12 protein-coding genes and 1 tRNA gene are annotated in these 18,769 nt (G+C 36.2%); 11 read left to right on the top strand and 2 right to left on the bottom strand.

The window, feature by feature from the left end; translation table 11 throughout:
- Positions 1–2 precede the first annotated feature (2 nt).
- From tuf to OZD63_RS03695, 9 genes are all read left to right on the top strand, one after another.
- Complete coding sequence (tuf, locus tag OZD63_RS03735; RefSeq protein WP_274980054.1) at positions 3–1,163, top strand: elongation factor Tu; 1,161 nt, start codon at positions 3–5, stop codon at positions 1,161–1,163.
- Between the two features lie 13 nt (positions 1,164–1,176).
- Positions 1,177–1,249 (top strand) — tRNA-Trp (locus OZD63_RS03730).
- A 10-nt stretch (positions 1,250–1,259) separates the two neighbouring features.
- A complete protein-coding gene (secE, locus tag OZD63_RS03725) occupies positions 1,260–1,469 on the top strand; it encodes a preprotein translocase subunit SecE (protein WP_338062915.1) in 210 nt (69 codons plus the stop codon).
- Positions 1,459–2,295, top strand: coding sequence for a transcription termination/antitermination protein NusG (gene nusG / locus OZD63_RS03720; protein WP_275008153.1), 837 nt, complete (start codon positions 1,459–1,461; stop codon positions 2,293–2,295). Before secE ends, nusG begins: the two co-directional genes overlap by 11 nt.
- Positions 2,296–2,297: 2 nt before the next feature.
- Positions 2,298–2,738, top strand: coding sequence for a 50S ribosomal protein L11 (locus OZD63_RS03715; protein ID WP_274980052.1), 441 nt, complete (start codon positions 2,298–2,300; stop codon positions 2,736–2,738).
- A 4-nt stretch (positions 2,739–2,742) separates the two neighbouring features.
- Positions 2,743–3,396 (top strand): 50S ribosomal protein L1, encoded by a 654-nt coding sequence (gene rplA / locus OZD63_RS03710; RefSeq protein ID WP_274980051.1) that lies wholly within the window; start codon positions 2,743–2,745, stop codon positions 3,394–3,396.
- A 12-nt stretch (positions 3,397–3,408) separates the two neighbouring features.
- Positions 3,409–3,927, top strand: a complete 519-nt coding sequence (rplJ, locus tag OZD63_RS03705) for a 50S ribosomal protein L10 (RefSeq protein ID WP_275008151.1) — start codon at positions 3,409–3,411, stop codon at positions 3,925–3,927.
- A gap of 26 nt (positions 3,928–3,953) precedes the next feature.
- Positions 3,954–4,355, top strand: coding sequence for a 50S ribosomal protein L7/L12 (gene rplL, locus OZD63_RS03700; RefSeq protein ID WP_275008150.1), 402 nt, complete (start codon positions 3,954–3,956; stop codon positions 4,353–4,355).
- Positions 4,356–4,413: 58 nt separating this feature from the next.
- Complete coding sequence (locus OZD63_RS03695) at positions 4,414–12,927, top strand: DNA-directed RNA polymerase subunit beta/beta' (RefSeq protein WP_275008148.1); 8,514 nt, start codon at positions 4,414–4,416, stop codon at positions 12,925–12,927.
- Between the two features lie 6 nt (positions 12,928–12,933).
- Here the strand turns inward: OZD63_RS03695 and dusB are convergent, their stop codons facing one another.
- Both dusB and OZD63_RS03685 read right to left on the bottom strand, forming a co-directional pair.
- Positions 12,934–13,896 carry a tRNA dihydrouridine synthase DusB gene (dusB, locus tag OZD63_RS03690; RefSeq protein WP_274980047.1) on the bottom strand — a complete coding sequence of 321 codons (963 nt, stop codon included), beginning with the start codon at positions 13,894–13,896 and terminating at the stop codon, positions 12,934–12,936.
- Positions 13,897–13,901: 5 nt separating this feature from the next.
- Positions 13,902–15,833: a Ulp1 family isopeptidase gene (locus OZD63_RS03685; RefSeq protein WP_274980046.1), complete on the bottom strand. Its 1,932-nt coding sequence runs from the start codon at positions 15,831–15,833 to the stop codon at positions 13,902–13,904.
- Between the two features lie 143 nt (positions 15,834–15,976).
- Here OZD63_RS03685 and serS point away from each other — a divergent pair, with 143 nt between their 5' ends.
- Positions 15,977–17,254 (top strand): serine--tRNA ligase, encoded by a 1,278-nt coding sequence (gene serS, locus OZD63_RS03680; protein WP_274980055.1) that lies wholly within the window; start codon positions 15,977–15,979, stop codon positions 17,252–17,254.
- Positions 17,255–17,288: 34 nt separating this feature from the next.
- On the top strand, positions 17,289–18,560 hold the full coding sequence (gene purD / locus OZD63_RS03675) for a phosphoribosylamine--glycine ligase (RefSeq protein WP_264705519.1): 1,272 nt from the start codon (positions 17,289–17,291) through the stop codon (positions 18,558–18,560).
- Positions 18,561–18,769 lie beyond the last annotated feature (209 nt).

Genomic DNA, 18,769 nt, shown 5'->3' with positions numbered 1-18,769 from the left:
TAGTGGAAGCATTTGGAAAGCCGCATGTAAATGTGGGAACAATAGGACATGTGGATCATGGGAAGACGACGTTAACAGCGGCGATAACGAAGCATTATGGAAATTTTGTAGCGTACGATCAGATAGATAAAGCGCCAGAAGAAAGGAAGAGGGGGATAACGATAGCAACAGCGCATGTTGAGTATCAGACGGAAAAAAGGCATTATGCACACGTTGATTGTCCTGGACACGCTGACTATGTAAAGAACATGATAGTAGGTGCAGCACAGATGGATGCGGCGGTATTGGTAGTGTCGGGGGTTGATGGGCCAATGCCACAAACGAGAGAGCATATATTGCTGGCGAAGCAGGTAGGTGTTGGATATATCGTGGTGTATATAAATAAAGCTGATGTTGCTGATGCTGATATGATAGATTTAGTAGAAATGGAAGTGAGGGAATTACTGAGTAGATACGGATTTCCAGGGGATGAAGTGCCTGTGGTGGTTGGTTCAGCACTCAAGGCGCTGGAGGATGACAGCAGCGAATATGGAAAGAAATCAATAGACAAATTGATGGAAAAGTTAGATGAATATGTAGCGGTTCCACCAAGGCCTGTGGATTTACCATTTTTATTGCCAATCGAAGATGTATTTTCGATATCGGGGCGAGGAACAGTGGTAACAGGAAGAATAGAGAAGGGAGAGATAAAGGCGGGAGAAGAGATAGAGATAATAGGTCTGCAAGCGACGCAAAAGACGATATGCACAGGTGTTGAGATGTTTAAGAAGTTGCTGGATAAGGGAAGTGCAGGACTCAATGTAGGAATATTGTTAAGAGGAACAAAAAGAGAAGAAGTGGAGAGAGGGCAAGTATTAGCGAAACCGGGGACGATAACACCGCATAGAAAGTTTAAGGCGGAGGTTTATGTATTAAAGAAAGAGGAAGGAGGAAGGCATACACCATTTTTTGCGAATTACCAGCCACAGTTTTATTTAAGGACAACGGATGTAACTGGGAGCATAAAATTGCTAGATGGGAAGGAGATGGTAATGCCAGGAGATAATGTGAGTGTAGAAGTAGAATTGCAAGTACCGATAGCAATGGATAAGGGATTGCGTTTTGCGATAAGAGAAGGCGGTAGAACTGTTGGTTCTGGTGTTGTTTCTGAAATTTTGGAGTGAGAGTTTGAGTTATAGGAGTGTAGCTCAATTGGTAGAGCGCTGGTCTCCAAAACCAGAGGTTGTAGGTTCAATTCCTATCGCTCCTGCATTAATGTTGTGGTGGAAATGTTAAAAAGTTTGTGTGGTTTTTTCTGTGATATAAAGCAAGAAATACGAAGAATTGCTTGGGTAAAGAAACAGGAGGTGTTGTCATCTCTATTTGTTGTAGTGATTGTTATATTGTGCTTTTCGATTTTCTTCTGTTTTGTGGATTTTATGTCTCTTTACGTAATTAAGGCTTTATTTGGAATTATTTATGGAATGTGAATATAGATGGTATATCATTAAAGTTGATTATGGATATGAGCAAGGTATACGCGAATTGGTAAGTAATGCTGTTTATTTTAAGGAAGTGTTTATTCCTTATCAAACGGTATGTAATTCAAAGTCTGACATAAAAGAATTATGTGAAGTGTATGTATATATGCATCTGTGTGATGAAAGCAAAAATATTTTGAATCAAACGCCTGGATTCTGCAGTGGCGAATCTGGTAATTTTGAGATGATTTTAGATGATGAGATAAGTTTAAAGTGTAAAGAATTTAATAGGTATAAATGGTATGTCTTGAGAGTTGCTTCTAATTGTGAAGAGAAAGTGCGCCAACATGTATTGGAAAATTCTATGAGATTGGGTGTTAATGATTACTTTAAGGAAGTTTTTATTCCATATGAAGAGCTAAGTGAAGTAGAGTTGAAATCTAAGAAAATTGCTACACGAAGGAAATGCTTTCCTGGTTATGTCTTTTTATACGTGAATTTATGCGATGAAGTATTGAATTTTATCAATAATATACCAAAATCTCTTAAGGTTTATGGATTTTTGAAAAACGGTAATATTCCAAAGGTGATTTTGGATGATGAGATTCACTCAATGTGTAATGCACTTTATAATGCTCAAGAGACAAAGAAGTTAGGTTATGGTTATGAAAAAGGTGAAAAAGTGAAAATTAATGATGGTCTTTTTCAAAATTTTACTGGTAAGGTAAATATGGTAAATGATGAGAAAAAAATTATTAATGTGGAAGTATCGATTTTAGGTAAGCCGACAATAATAGAGCTTGATCTGGCTCAAGTAGAGAAAATAGAGGATTAATTATGAGTGTTATAGTTGCTAAGATTAGCTTACTTATGGAAGCTGGGAAAGCAGTTCCAGGACCGAAAATTGCTTCAGTACTTGGTCCACGTGGTATACCTGTTCCTAAGTTTTGTGAAGCTTTTAATAAAGTTACTAGTGCTGCTAACGCTAATTATAAAGTGGGCGATTTAGTAACAGTGCGAATTTCCATAAAGGATGATCGCTCTCATGATTTTACTGTCAGCGGTCCGCCTGTGGCTTATTTACTTAAGCAGGAGGCTAAATTAAGTAAAAGTTCTGGTAATCCTGGTAAAGAATTAGTGGCTAAATTACCTATGTCTGCTATAATTAAAGTAGCAAAGTGCAAGATGGTTGATATGAAAGTGGATAATGAAGATTCAGCAGTGAAAATGGTTGTAGGCACTGCAAAATCTATGGGTATAGAAGTTGTGGAAGGTTAGGTAAATGAATACATATAATGATAATCCTAAGCAGTGTTTGAGGAAGATTGTTGAGTCTGCTTCAGCAAAATTTAATGAATCAGTTGATATTGCGGTCAATTTAGGCGTAGATTCACGTAAATCTGAAGAGCAGGTGCGTGGTACAGTAGTTTTGCCTAAAGGTATCGGGAAGAATATTAAAGTAGCTGTTTTCGCTCAAGATAAACATTTATTAGAAGCTGAAAAAGCTGGTGCTGATATTGCAGGAGGAGAGGATTTAGTTGAAGAAATAAAAAAAGGTAGAAAGTTAGATGTTGATTGGTGCATTACTACTCCTGATTTTATGGCAAAAATCACTCCTATTGCAAAAGTATTGGGTGCTAAAGGGCTGATGCCTAACCCTAAATTTGGTACTGTGACTTCTAACATTGCAGAAGCTATTGAAACCATTAAGTCTGGTCAGGTAAAATTTAGAACAGATAAAAATGGTGTTATTCATGGTAAATTAGGAAATATTAAATTTGATATTGATGACTTGCTAGAAAATTTAAAAGCCTTTCTTAAAGTAATTAAAGATAATAAACCTATTTCTGCGAAAGGGATTTACTTTAAGGGTGTTTTTTTAAATTCAACTATGGGTAAAGCTTATAAGATAGGCAAAGTGGAAGATATAATTTAAGGGAGTGATACCGTGAAGCGTAAAGATAAGGATGAATTTATACAGGGCACAATAAACGTATTTGTAAATAATGATTTCTTGATATTAGTAAATTTGAAATCTATAAATGCTAATGATTCATTAACTCTGAGGAATAGTCTGAAGTCTATAGCAGGTGGGGTATTAGTAGTTAAAAACACTCTAGCGCGCTTGGCTTTGGAGAGGACTGGTAAATTCTCTTGTTTATCAGGCAAATTTTCCGGTCCTGTTGCTATTATATACTCTAGTGGCATAGTAGAAGCTGCAAAATTAATAGTTGATTTTACTAATGCTAACAAGGAAAAAATGTCTGTGATTTGCGCAGCTCATTTAAATGAATTGTTAACAGTGGAAGATGTTAATAAACTGGCTAAGTTGCCTTCTCTGGATGAATTGCGTGTTAAAATTATGCGTTTAATATCTTATGATATTCCTGCTCGGTTAGCGTTGTCTATTAATTCATCTTCTATGAGGCTTATGAGAGTTTTGGATTATTATAGTTCTAAAAAATAAATTTGTTGTTAAGTAAGGTGGTAATTATGAGTAATGTAACAAGTGATTTGGTTGATAAAATATTATCTTTAAACCTATTAGAGGCTTCTGAACTTGTAAAAGTTTTAGAAGAGAAAATAGGGTTGCCTGCTGGTTCTTTTCTTGGTGGAGCTGTTGGTGCTGGGGCGTCTATTGGTGATAATGCTGCTGCTCCTGCTGCTCAAGAAAAAGCTGAGTATAAAGTTGTGATTAAAGAAATTGATGCGAGTAAAAAAATAGGAGTTATTAAAGCTGTGAGAGAGGTTAATTCTACATTGGGTTTAAAAGAAGCAAAAGAGTTGGTTGAATCTTTACCTAAAGATTTGACCGCTAATGTTCCTAAAGACGAAGCAGAAAAAATCAAGCGAAAACTTATTGAAGCAGGAGCAACTAAAGTGGAGCTTGAATAATATTTAATGTATTAATTTTATATTGATATAGCTCTTTTAATTAGTTTGGGGTATTTTAATGGTTGATTCTTCTTATATGTACGCTTCTGGTGCTTTTGTTCCTAGAGTTTCTTATTCTAGGTCGATTGATTTAAAAGATTCTTTATTGGATTTGGTTAAGGTTCAAAAAGAATCATATGATTCTTTTGCTCCTAAGAATAAGGGTAATGAAAGACTTGAAGTTATCTTTCATACAATCTTTCCAATAAATGATCCTTTGCGTAGGGCTACTATTGAGTTTATAAGTTGTAGGGTAGATGATCCTAAGTATGATGAATCTGAGTGTATAAAGCGTGGTGTAACTTTTTCTGCTCAGGTTATTGCTTCTATACGTCTTGTTGTTATGCAGGATGGTATTTCTCTTGATGAATATAAATCGATTAAAGAGAGTGGAGATCATTCTAAACTTGCAACCGTTGTAAAATCTATAGAAGAGCAGAAAGTCCACTTTTGTGGGTTGCCTATGATGACTGATAAGGGCACTTTCATCATTAATGGTGTGGAAAAAGTTATCGTCTCACAAATGCATAGGTCTCCTGGTGTGTTTTTTGATAGCGATAAGGGAAAAACTTACAATTCTGGTAAATTGATCTATTCTGCTAGAATTATTCCTTATAGGGGTTCTTGGCTTGATATTGAATTTGATGTTAAAGACCATTTGTATTTTCGTGTTGATAGAAAAAGAAAATTGCCAATTTCAGTTTTATTAAAGGCGTTGGGTCTATCAAATAATGATATACTCGATAGATTTTATGAGAAAATAAAGTATGTAAAACATAAAGATGGTTGGAAAGTGCCTTTTGTTCCTGATAAATTTAAAGGAGTGAGGCTGCCTTTCGACTTAATGGATATTGAAGGTAATGTGCTGCTTAAAGCTAACGTTCGTATTACCTCAAGACTAGCTAAAAAGCTATATGATAATGAATTGAAAGAGTATCTGGTTCCTTTTAATTCTATATGTGGTTTATTCCTCGCAGAAGATTTAATGGATAGTGCTAGCTCTACGAAAATTTTATCTGCTGGTGAATCCATAAAGCTGGAAGACATAAAGAAGCTTGAGTTATTATCTGTAGATGAAATATCAGTGTTGAACATAGATAATTTGTTTGTTGGACCTTATATATTAAATACGCTTTTCTTAGATGAAAACATGTCTTATCAGGATGCACTATATGAAATATATAGAGTTTTGCGTCCTGGTGAAGTTCCTGTTTTAGAGATAGTAGAAGAGTTTTTCCGTAATCTTTTCTTCAGTCCGGAATATTATGATTTGTCTAACATTGGTAGGTTGAAGCTTAACTCTTACCTTGGATTAAATTATGATGAGGATTTAACTGTTTTAACGCATGAAGATATTATTGAAATTGTGAAAAAAATAGTATTGTTACGTGACGGTCAAGGATCTGTAGATGATATTGATCATTTAGGAAGCAGAAGAGTAAGATCAGTTGGAGAGTTTATAGAAAATCAATTTAGAACTGGGTTGTTGAAATTGGAACGCGCAATAGTTGATTCTATGTCCACTTCTAGTTTAGATAAAGTTTCTCCATCTGATTTTATTAATCCAAAAGTGTTAACTAATGTCTTAAGAGATTTCTTCAATTCTTCTCAATTATCTCAATTTATGGATCAGACTAATCCATTGTCTGAAATAACACATAAAAGAAGGTTATCCGCGTTAGGTCCTGGCGGTTTAACAAGAGAACGGGCAGGATTTGAGGTGCGTGATGTTCATCCAACTCATTATGGAAGAATTTGCCCTATTGAGACTCCTGAAGGGCAAAATATAGGGTTAATCAACAGCTTAGCTGTATACGCGCGTATTAATAAATATGGTTTCATTGAAAGCCCTTATAGAAAAGTAGTCAATAGGGTTGTTACTGATCAAATTGAGTATCTTTCTGCTATAGACGAAGGCTCACATCATATAGCTGACACTAGCGTAAAGCTTGATGAAAATAATTGCTTTATTGATGACATGCTATACTGTAGATATGCTGGTAGCTTCGTCATGGTAAGTAGCGACCAAGTTAGTTACATTGACGTATCTCCTAAGCAGGTAATATCAGTTGCAGCTTCCTTGATTCCATTTTTAGAAAATGATGATGCTAATAGAGCATTAATGGGCTCAAATATGCAACGTCAGGCCGTACCTTTATTGAAGCCTACCGCTCCTCTGGTTGCTACTGGTATGGAGTCTTTTGTAGCTTCTGGCTCTGGTGCTGTAGTTTTAGCAAAACGCGATGGCATAGTTGATAGTTCTGATAGTAACTCTATAGTTATACGTGCTTTTGATAAAGAGAGGGTTAACTACTTGGACGTAGATATTTATCATCTAAGGAAATTTCAGCGTTCTAACCATAATACTTGTATTAATCAAAGACCGCTAGTGTGCGTAGGTGATTATGTTAAAAAGGGTGATGTAATAGCTGATGGTCCTGCAATTAACAGTGGTGAGTTGGCGCTTGGTAAAAATTTGCTAGTCGCTTTTATGTCTTGGCAAGGTTATAATTTTGAAGACTCTATTATTATTTCTAGTGAAGTTGTTAAAAAAGATCTCTTTACTTCTATTCATATAGAAGAATTTGACTGTGTTGTACATGATACCCCTTTAGGATCAGAAAAAATAACTCGTGCTATACCTGGTGTTAATGAAGAAAATCTATATCACTTGGATGATAGTGGTATAGTGAAAATTGGTACAAGAGTTGGTCCAGGCTATATTCTGGTAGGTAAAGTTACACCTAAACCTTCTCTTTCATTGCCTCCTGAAACGAAGTTATTAATGACAATTTTTGGTGAAAAGTCATTCGATTGTGCGGATTCCTCTTTATATACATCTCCAGATGTTGAAGGGACAGTAATTGATGTACAAGTCTTTACACGTAGGGGGGTTGAAGAAAATGAAAGGGCATTACTCATCAAACAAAAAGAGATAAATGACTTTGAGGAAGAACGAGATTATATAATCAATGTTACTAGTGAATATTTCTATGATGAACTGAAGAAACTTCTTATTAATTCTGGTTCTCAAGATCGAGAAAAATTTGACTCTATTGAACGTGAGCAATGGTGGGGTGTAGGATTAAAAAACCAATCCATTTCTGAGCAAGTTAAGAGCTTAAAAAAAGATTTTGATGAAAAAGTATCACATGCAATAGCACAGTTTAAGCGAAAAGTAGAAAAATTACATGAAGGTTATGACCTGCCTCAAGGTGTGTCGATGTCAGTAAAAGTTTTCATTGCTGTGAAACATAGTCTGCAACCGGGGGATAAAATGGCTGGTAGACATGGAAATAAAGGTGTGATTTCTCGAGTTGTGCCAGTGGAAGATATGCCTTATTTGGAAGATGGTACTCCTGTTGATATTATTCTTAACCCTCTTGGTGTTCCTTCACGAATGAATGTAGGGCAAATACTGGAAACGCATGTAGGTTGGGCTTGTAGAAAATTAGGGGAAAAGGTAAGTAATATTCTCGATGAGATCAATAAGATCAAAAGTGCTTTTTGCAAGGGAATTAGGTCCCTTAACGATGATAATTTTACACAATTTGCAGTAGCATACCTTGATAATAAAAAAATTGAAAATATTGACGATGATGAAATAACGGCTTCTGTTTTAAATACACCTAATAAGAATGCACTAAATGACGAGTTGAATGAGTTAGTAGAGAACTATTTGAACTCTTGTAAAAGTTCATACAGCAATTTACGTAACTTCCTGATTGAGGTTTATAGCTATGGCAGTAACGTATCTATCTGTAGTGATATTCGTAATATTAGTGATAATAATCTCATTGAATTTGCACGCAAATTACGTGATGGCGTTCCTGTTGCTGCACCTGTATTTGAGGGTCCAAAAGATGAACAAATAGCAAAATTATTTGAACTTGCTGGTTTAGATAACTCTGGACAAGCTGTATTATATGACGGTTGCAGTGGTGAAAAATTCGACCGCAAGGTTACAGTTGGTTACATGTACATGCTTAAGTTGCACCACTTGGTTGATGGTAAAATTCATGCGCGTTCAGTAGGGCCTTATAGTTTGGTTACTCAACAACCTCTTGGAGGAAAATCTCATTTTGGTGGTCAGCGTTTTGGTGAAATGGAATGTTGGGCATTACAAGCCTATGGTGCTGCTTATACTTTGCAGGAAATGTTAACTGTGAAGTCTGATGATATTAATGGTAGAGTTAAGATTTATGAATCGATAATAAAAGGTGACAGTAATTTTGAATGTGGAATTCCTGAATCCTTTAATGTGATGATAAAAGAACTACGTTCTTTATGTTTAAATGTAGATTTAAAGCAAAATGATGTAGTGATTGAAGATATATCTCACACTAACATTGCACAACCTTTTAATGAGGTTAGCATATCGATTGCTAGCCCTGAAAGTATTAAGCGTATATCTTGTGGTGAGATAGAAGATGTTTCAACTGCAAATTATCGTACGTTCAAAGTTGAGAAAGGTGGATTATTTTGCCCTAAGGTTTTTGGCCCTGTCAATGACGATGAATGTTTATGTGGAAAATACAAAAAAAGAAGACACAGAGGTCGCATATGCGAAAAATGCGGAGTAGAAGTTACATCTTCTAAAGTAAGAAGAGAAAGGATGGGTCATATAGAGCTTGCATCTCCTGTTGCTCATATATGGTTTTTGAAATCGCTTCCTTCAAGAATTGGAGCATTATTGGATATGTCTCTCAGAGATATTGAGAATATTTTATATAGCGATAATTATATCGTAATAGATCCTCTTGTTTCGCCTTTTGAAAAAGGTGAGATTATTAGTGAAAAAGCTTATAATGAAGCTAGAGATAGCTATGGGATCGATAGTTTTGTAGCTATGCAAGGTGTTGAAGCTATAAGAGAGTTGCTAACGCGCCTTGATTTACATGAAATTAGGAAGGATTTAAGACTAGAATTAGAATCTGTTGCTTCTGAGATAAGAAGAAAGAAAATTATAAAGAGATTGCGTATTGTTGAAAACTTCATTAAATCTGGAAATAGGCCTGAGTGGATGATACTTACAACTATACCTATTTTACCACCTGATTTGCGTCCTTTGGTATCGCTTGAGAGTGGTCGTCCTGCAGTTTCTGACCTGAATCATCATTATAGGACTATTATTAATAGAAATAACAGGTTGAGGAAATTGTTGAGCTTAAATCCTCCTGAGATTATGATTCGTAATGAAAAAAGGATGTTACAAGAAGCAGTTGATTCTCTTTTTGATAATAGTCGTCGTAATACTTTGGTAAATAAAGCTGGTGCTGTTGGATATAAAAAGTCCATTAGTGATATGTTAAAAGGAAAACAGGGTCGTTTTCGCCAGAACCTCTTAGGAAAAAGGGTAGACTACTCTGGACGTTCTGTGATAGTTGTTGGTCCAACTTTGAAACTAAATCAGTGTGGATTACCAAAAAGAATGGCTCTTGAACTATTCAAACCTTTTGTTTACTCAAAGCTTAAGATGTATGGTATGGCTCCAACTATTAGGTTTGCTAGTAAGTTGATAAGAGCAGAAAAACCAGAAGTTTGGGATATGCTTGAAGAGGTAATAGAAGAGCATCCTGTTTTGTTGAATAGAGCGCCTACGCTACATAGACTTGGTATTCAGGCTTTTGAGCCAATCCTTATTGAAGGCAAAGCAATACAGCTTCATCCGCTTGTCTGTACGGCGTTTAATGCTGATTTTGATGGTGATCAAATGGCAGTGCATGTGCCAATTTCATTGGAAGCTCAGCTTGAAGCTAGGGTGTTGATGATGTCCACTAATAACGTTTTAAGTCCTTCTAATGGCAGACCGATTATAGTTCCTAGTAAAGATATAGTACTTGGTATATATTATCTGACTTTACAAGAACCTAAGGAAGATAATTTACCATCTTTTGGTGCTTTTTGTGAAGTTGAGCATTCCTTGAGTGATGGTACTTTGCATATTCATTCTGGTATAAAGTATAGGATGGAGTATATTAATAGCAGCGGTGAAACTCACTATAAAACTGTTTGTACAACTCCTGGCCGTTTAATATTATGGCAAATTTTTCCTAAGCATGAGAATCTAGGCTTCGATCTAATAAATCAGATATTAACAGTCAAGGAAATAACTGGTATAGTTGATTTGGTATATCGTAACTGTGGTCAAAGTGCTACAGTGGCATTTTCTGATAAATTAATGGTACTTGGCTTTGAGTATGCCACATTTTCTGGTGTCTCTTTTGGTCGTTGTGATATGGTTATACCTGAAACTAAAGCTACACATGTTGATCACGCGAGGGGTGAAATTAAGAAATTCTCTATGCAATATCAAGATGGGCTAATAACTAGAAGTGAGAGGTATAACAAGGTTATAGATGAATGGTCTAAGTGTACGGATATGATAGCTAATGATATGTTAAAAGCAATATCTATATATGATGGAAATAGTAAGTACAACTCAGTGTATATGATGGTTAACTCTGGTGCAAGGGGTTCTACTTCACAGATGAAACAGCTAGCAGGAATGCGAGGGCTCATGACCAAACCTTCTGGTGAGATTATAGAAACACCTATAATTTCTAATTTCCGTGAAGGATTGAACGTATTTGAATACTTTAATTCTACTCACGGTGCGCGTAAAGGTTTAGCTGACACTGCACTTAAAACTGCAAACTCTGGATACTTAACTCGTCGTTTAGTTGATGTATCTCAAAATTGCATAGTTACAAAGCATGACTGTAAAACAAAAAATGGTCTTGTTGTGAGAGCTACAGTTGAAGGAAGTACTATAGTTGCATCTCTAGAGAGTGTTGTGCTGGGTAGAACAGCTGCAAATGATATATATAACCCAGTGACAAAAGAACTATTAGTAAAAGCAGGGGAATTAATTGATGAGGATAAAGTAAAGCAAATCAGCATTGCAGGTCTTGATGTTGTAAAAATTAGATCGCCTTTAACTTGTGAAATAAGTCCTGGTGTATGTTCTTTATGTTATGGAAGAGACCTTGCAACTGGTAAAATTGTTTCAATAGGTGAAGCAGTTGGTGTTATAGCTGCTCAATCTGTTGGAGAGCCAGGTACTCAGTTAACGATGCGTACTTTTCATATAGGTGGAGTAATGACTAGAGGCGTTGAATCCTCGAATATTATAGCTTCTATTAATGCTAAAATAAAGTTAAACAATAGTAATATAATTATAGATAGAAACGGAAATAAAATTGTGATAAGCCGTTCCTGTGAAGTCGTGTTGATTGATAGCCTTGGTAGTGAGAAGTTGAAGCACAGTGTACCTTACGGCGCTAAGCTTTATGTAGATGAGAGTGGGTCAGTAAAAATTGGCGATAAAGTTGCGGAATGGGATCCTTATACATTGCCTATTATCACGGAGAAGACTGGTACAGTGTCTTATCAGGACTTAAAAGATGGAATTTCGATCACTGAAGTGATGGATGAATCTACAGGAATATCAAGCAAAGTAGTAAAAGACTGGAAATTGCATTCTGGTGGAGCTAATTTACGTCCTCGTATTGTGCTGCTTGACGATAATGGTAAAGTAATGACACTCGCAAGTGGCGTTGAAGCATGTTATTTTATACCAATCGGTGCAGTGCTCAATGTACAAGATGGCCAGAAGGTTCATGCAGGTGATGTTATTACAAGAACACCAAGAGAGTCAGTTAAAACTCGTGATATTACTGGTGGTTTACCGAGGGTTATAGAGTTATTTGAAGCACGTCGTCCTAAAGAGCATGCTATTGTTAGTGAGATAGATGGCTATGTAGCATTTTCTGAAAAAGACCGTAGAGGAAAACGCAGTATATTAATTAAACCTGTAGATGAACAAATTTCTCCAGTTGAATATTTGGTATCAAGAAGTAAGCATGTAATAGTCAATGGAGGTGATTTTGTACGTAAAGGTGATCTATTGATGGATGGTGACCCTGATCTCCATGATATTTTACGTGTGCTTGGGTTAGAAGCTTTAGCGCACTATATGATTTCTGAAATACAGCAAGTTTATAGATTGCAGGGTGTTCGTACAGACAATAAGCATTTAGAGGTGATCTTAAAACAAATGCTACAAAAAGTGGAAATTACTGATCCTGGTGATACTATGTACTTGGTTGGCGAAAGCATTGACAAGCTGGAAGTTGATAGGGAAAATGATGCTATGAGTAACTCTGGCAAACGGCCTACTCATTATCTTCCTATTCTGCAGGGGATTACTAGGGCAAGTCTTGAAACTAGCTCCTTTATTTCTGCTGCCTCTTTCCAAGAGACAACAAAAGTACTTACAGAAGCAGCATTCTGCGGGAAGAGTGATCCTTTAAGTGGATTAAAAGAAAATGTTATAGTAGGAAGATTAATTCCTGCTGGTACAGGTTTGATTATGAATAAGATCAGAGCACTTTCACTTTGTGATAATGTGGATAAATATGAAAAATATTTTGATATTGAAACTTATGACGAGGAATGGTTGATGGATAATGGTTGTCATTTACACTCTGGTGAGGAAGAGAGCGTAGTAGCATACGATCAGTCGAATTGAGTACAGCTAGTGTGTCTCTTGACCAAAAAAGCCAATAATATTTTCTTTCACTTCTGTGCTATCTGTCATGTTATTTACTCTCACACGAAATTCAGATGAGCCTTGAAGCCCGCTACTGTACCAACCTATGTGTTTGCGGGCCATCTTTATTCCTGTGTCATTTCCATAGTACTCAAGAATATTGTCGTAATGCTCGAGTATGATGCTTAATCTCTCTGAAGCTGTTGGCTCAGAAGTTTCACTTCCACTGAGAAAGTTCATTGCTTGATTAATCAGCCAAGGTTTACCGTAGGCACCACGACCTATCATCACTCCGTCTGCTCCAGATTCTTTGAGAGCATTCTGAATATCATTTAAATTTTTAATATCACCATTTACTATAACTGGAATTTTCACTTGCTCTTTAACATTTCTAACGAATTTCCAATCTGCTTGACCATTATAAAGCTGCGCTCTTGTTCTTCCATGCACAGTGATCATTTTTGCTCCTAAGTCTTCGGCAATTTTCGCAAGTCTCGGGGCATTGCGATTTTCATCGTTCCATCCAGTGCGCATTTTCACCGTAACTGGCATATTCACTGCTTTGACCACAGCTTCAATTATCTCAGCGGCTTTTTTCTCATCACGCATTAGCGCTGATCCTGCATAACCGTTTACAACTTTTTTAACAGGGCAACCAAAGTTTATGTCTATAATTTTTGCTCCCATGTCCTCGTTTAATTTTGCAGCCTCCGCCATAACATCTGGCTCACACCCAGCAAGCTGCACAGCAGTTAATGCATCGACTTTTGCTTTTTGCAAACTCTGGCGAGTTTGCATAATCATAGCTCTGCTTGCAATCATCTCTGAAACTAACAAACTTGCACCAAGTCTCTTCACAATACTTCTAAACGGATAATCAGTCACTCCAGACATTGGAGCTAAAATAACTGGAGAATCAATTGTCAAATTTCCTACTTGTAGGGACATATATTCTATGTGTTCAAACCTAGCGCATTTACACATACTGTTACAACACTTTGTATAGCCGAACTTACTTTTTCCATAAGAGAAGGCTCTACCTCTACTATCTCAGCTCTCTCATAATGACCAGGTGCCAAGTATACCGTTTCTTGTTCTTTATTTCCCCATAGCTCGTTGTTCTGCTGATAACCTTCATTTATCATTCCCGCATTTGGCAGAAACAATGTATTTACATCATTACCATTATTTTTATAGTAGACGTCAATTTCAATATTAGCCAGCGAAGCTAAGATAGAAATTTCTTCTATGAAAACATGGTAACTTTGGCTGCTGATTGCCTCTAGATAAGATCTATAAATGGATTTGCCATTGAGAAAAGAATTTGCTGCAGTATCACTATTATAATTTCTATCATATTTTCTTTCACTAATATTGAGATTACTAGCACTAATGCTTCTTAAATCACCTATAACTTCATTTTCTTTTAATGTCGTAAGACAACATAACTTTTTTATTAATTTATTAGTCTTTTTTTTGATCTTCTCTACCCGTCTGTTTGTATGCTGAACCAAATCTTTTATTGAGTCTGACATACCAATCAAATGATTTGGATTTTCTAAGAATGCACCAAAAACTTTCTGCATCTGTCCCTTCAATAACTCAGGCACCCTTGGATTATTCAAAGAGTTAAATTGACTTAAAAATTTGTGCCATTCCATTCTCATATCTTGTGCTTTTTCAGTTTTATATTGACCAGAGCTATTATCACCAAATACCGCATGGAAAAAGCAGTTGCCATCACCTGTAGTATTATATTGAACAATTTTTGTTTGCTTACTTTCTACTGAATCTAAACTTACTCCGCTATCTTTACGACTTATATTTCCTGGACCACCTAATACAGGGCTTGGTGTGCCAGCCCTGCTTTGTTCATCCTTTTTCAACGCTTTTGCAAATTCTTTTCTCTTCTCTATTAATTGCTCTGAACTAAGTTCATATTTTAGCTGATCATCAATTTCATCAAACGATTTGCCTGCTTTCAGCATATCTGTAATTTTCTTAGCATTCTCTAAGGCAAATATTCCACAATTATACTTATCATCTTGTTGTTTAGCTTTTGAGTTTCTAATACTACTATTGTCTATTCCTAGAGTTTTCTGTAGCGCACTTGATACCTCTTCTGGTAATGGTTCACCAAATGAATCGCAATAGCAAGCTCTAAACTTTTCACTCTTTTCGTCGTAAGAAACACCCAGTGTTACCCAATGATTTCCATTTAAATTAAGGATTGAAGTGAACACTAAATCACTACCCTCTCGTTCTACTTTATTGTTATATTCTTTTAGTTCTTGCTCTAAAGATGATGTAGAGTCAGGACAAGCAAAAATCACACCTTCAGAAGTATCTTTTAAGCCTTTTTTATTTTTGTGTGCTATCCACCCATATTTGCTTTTTACAATATCTCTAATATCAGTAGTAGTTAATTTGTAATTATAATTCTTTTCTTTCTCTGTTTGATGTAAAAAAGAATTATTATCTATAGCTATTTCCGATGTAATAACACCACTATCCCTATCAGGAGTTTTCGGTCTTGCTTGCTTTTCTGGAGTCTTGCCTTGCAAATCTTGTAGTTCTGTATCTTTTTCTTCACTCTTTTCCCCCTTTGAAGCTCTTTTTCCATTAATATAGTTCTTCGCTAAGTAAAATAAAGGTTCAACAACCATTTTGTATGCTACTGTAAGAATTATTCCCATTAAAACCCAAACTACGGGGTTAGAGATGAGCATAGCAAGTGGAAAGGTCAATAGAGGGGATCCTATTACCGCCCCTAAACAGCCAGCAGCGAATGTGGCTGCTAGGCATACACAAGTAGCGTAGATAACGAATTCCTCACCAGCAAAGTAAGTGCTCTCTTTTTGATTATTTTTTGTAATGCCCAACATACTACACCCTATGAACCCTAAGTTAATTAAATTTTAACAAATTCTAACAAAAAAATCAACCATAATAATTTTAGTAGTATGAGAAAATATTGAATATTAAGAGCTTTTGGAGTACAGTAACAATGTTAGTAATAGCACAATATATGCACGATATAGAATATATACGCAAAAACCCTGAAGGATTTGAAAAGGCAATGAAAAGCAGGGGAATTAGAGAATCTACTGCGGAAGAGATATTAGAAATCGATCACGAGAAAAGATCATTAACCACTAAACTGCAGGATTTGAATAGGCAGCGCAATGAAATCACAGAGGAAATAAAAAAGCTTAAAATGAGCAAGAGCCCCTGTGAAGAGCAAATAGAGTTGTCAAAAAGCATCACAAATGAGATAGAGGCAATCAGCTTAAAAGAACAAGCAGAAAAGGATAAGTTAGTGAATGTTTTATCTAACTTGCCGAATATTCCTGCGCAAGATGTGCCAATAGGCGCAGATGAGAACTCTAATTTAGAGGTGAGAAGATATGGAGGAAAAAGACAGTTTGATTTTGTACCAGAATCTCATTATGAACTCGGAGAAAAATTAGGTTTAATAGACTTCGAACAAGCGGCGAGAATTTCCGGATCAAGATTTACGATATTAAAAGGACAGTTAGCTAAGCTTGGACGAGCGCTAATAAATTTTACGCTTGAAATGCATGTTAATGAATTTGGCTATACTGAGGTGTACCACCCGACTTTGGTGAAAAACGAGGCTATGTATAATGTTGGTCAGCTACCGAAATTTTCTGACGATTCGTATTTAACTACCGACGAATTGAGGTTGGTTCCCACAAGTGAAGTGTTTTTAACAAATTTAGTTGCTGACAAAATAATGGAAGAAAAAGAACTGCCTATTCGCTTTACTGCATATTCGGAGTGCTTTCGTAAAGAAGCAGGCAGCGCAGGGCGAGACACGAGAGGTATGATAAGGCAACACCAATTTGGTAAAGTGGAATTGGTTAGTATCACAACTGAAGACCAATCAAATGATGAACTTGAGCGCATGACGAGTATTGTTGAAGAGATATTAAAAAAACTAGAATTACCGTATAGAGTAATGCTACTCTGTAGTGGTGATATGGGTTTTGCTGCACAAAGGACTTATGACATAGAGGTATGGTTACCTGAGCAAGATAAATATAGAGAAATATCAAGCTGCTCAAATTGTGGTGCATTTCAAGCAAGAAGGATGAACACTAAATACTCTTCAGAAACTGATAAAAAGATGAAAAAATATATTCACACTTTAAACGGCTCAGCTTTAGCTATAGGAAGAACGATTATTGCCATAATGGAGAATTATCAAAATTCTGACGGGTCGATTGCAATACCAAACGTCTTGCAAAAATACATGAGTAATGATACCGTTATGAGCAAGTAATAATTTTGACATATAGAAAAGCGAGGAAATAAAGATGAAGGTTCTGGTTATAGGTTCTGGTGGGCGTGAGCACGCTCTACTTTGGGCTCTAAAAAAATCTCCTATCTTGACTGAGTTATATGTAACTCCTGGTCGCCAGGCCATGGAAAATTTGGGAGTTCTTGTGGATGTAAATATTCAAAATTCAGTGGATGTTACACAATTTTGCAAGAGAGAAAATATAGAGTTGGTTGTTATTGGTCCAGAACAACCAATAATTGATGGGCTTGCTGATGATTTAGTTGCAGAGGGAATAAATGTTTTTGCTCCAAGTCAAGCAACTGCAAAACTTGAGGGATCGAAGTCTTTCACCAAGGGACTGTGTAAACGATATGGTATACCAACTGCCAAGTACGAGTGTTTTGTTGATGAAGGGTTAGCTAAAGATTTTGTACGTAGCAATAAAATAAAGTTTCCACTTGTAGTGAAAGCAAATGGAATTGCAGCAGGAAAAGGGGTGGTTATATGTAATACAGAAAGCGAAGCTTTTTCAGCAATAAATTCAATGCTAGTGGAGAAAAAATTTGGTGAATCAGGTGAAGAAATAATCATAGAAGAGTTTTTAGTTGGAGAAGAAGTAAGTTTTTTTGCTCTTATTGATGGGTTGAAAGTAGTAACTCTTGGGTGTGCAAAAGATTATAAGAGAGTTGATGAAAGTAATGAAAGCCAAAATACTGGAGGTATGGGGTCGTACTCATCACCTTCAATTATAAGTAAGGACATGGAGCAAAAAATTATCCAAAAAATAATATACCCTACAGCTCAAGCATTGGTTAACATGGGTACGTCTTATAAAGGAGTACTCTTTGCTGGTTTAATGATTTGCAAAGATAGCCCAAAACTTCTCGAGTATAACGTTAGATTCGGTGATCCAGAAACGCAATCTATATTACCTAGATTTGATTCAAATTGCGATTTGTTAAAATTGATGTTGTCAGTTGCAGAAGGAAAGTTAAATGTCAAAATGGTGGAACTTAACAACAAATCTACAGTTTGTGTAGTTGTTGCAAGTAAAGGCTATCCGGGTGATTATCAAAAGGGAGAAGTAATTAAAGGATTAGATAAGATTGAAAGCATTCCTGGTGTGTTGGTGTTTCATGCTGGTACTAAATTCGATGAAAGTGGTAACTTAGTTTCCGATGGCGGAAGAGTGCTAAATATAGTAGCAGAAGGGAGCACTATAGAGGAAGCCAAAAGTAAGGTGTACTCAGCATTAAATTTTTTAGAATGGCCAGGGGGCTTCTTCAGATACGATATCGGTAGTTAATGTTAGCTGTCGGTTAGCAGGTGGTTCACAGAAACGAAAAACTTCCTTGACAAACTCCGCCAGCCCCCTTATCATGAAACTGAAGCTATTGTATTTGCTTTCGCCAATCTGCAGATTAAAAGGTAAGGATTACTTAATATATCGGCGTCTTATGTTCAATTTTTTGCAGTATATAGATACTGTATGTCTTTACAAAACTTCATCTACAT

The organism is Wolbachia endosymbiont of Drosophila leontia (assembly GCF_028981785.1).
Lineage (GTDB): Bacteria > Pseudomonadota > Alphaproteobacteria > Rickettsiales > Anaplasmataceae > Wolbachia > Wolbachia pipientis.
The sequence above is the reverse complement of the archived record's forward strand: the minus strand, read 5'-3'. Positions and strand labels throughout refer to the sequence as shown.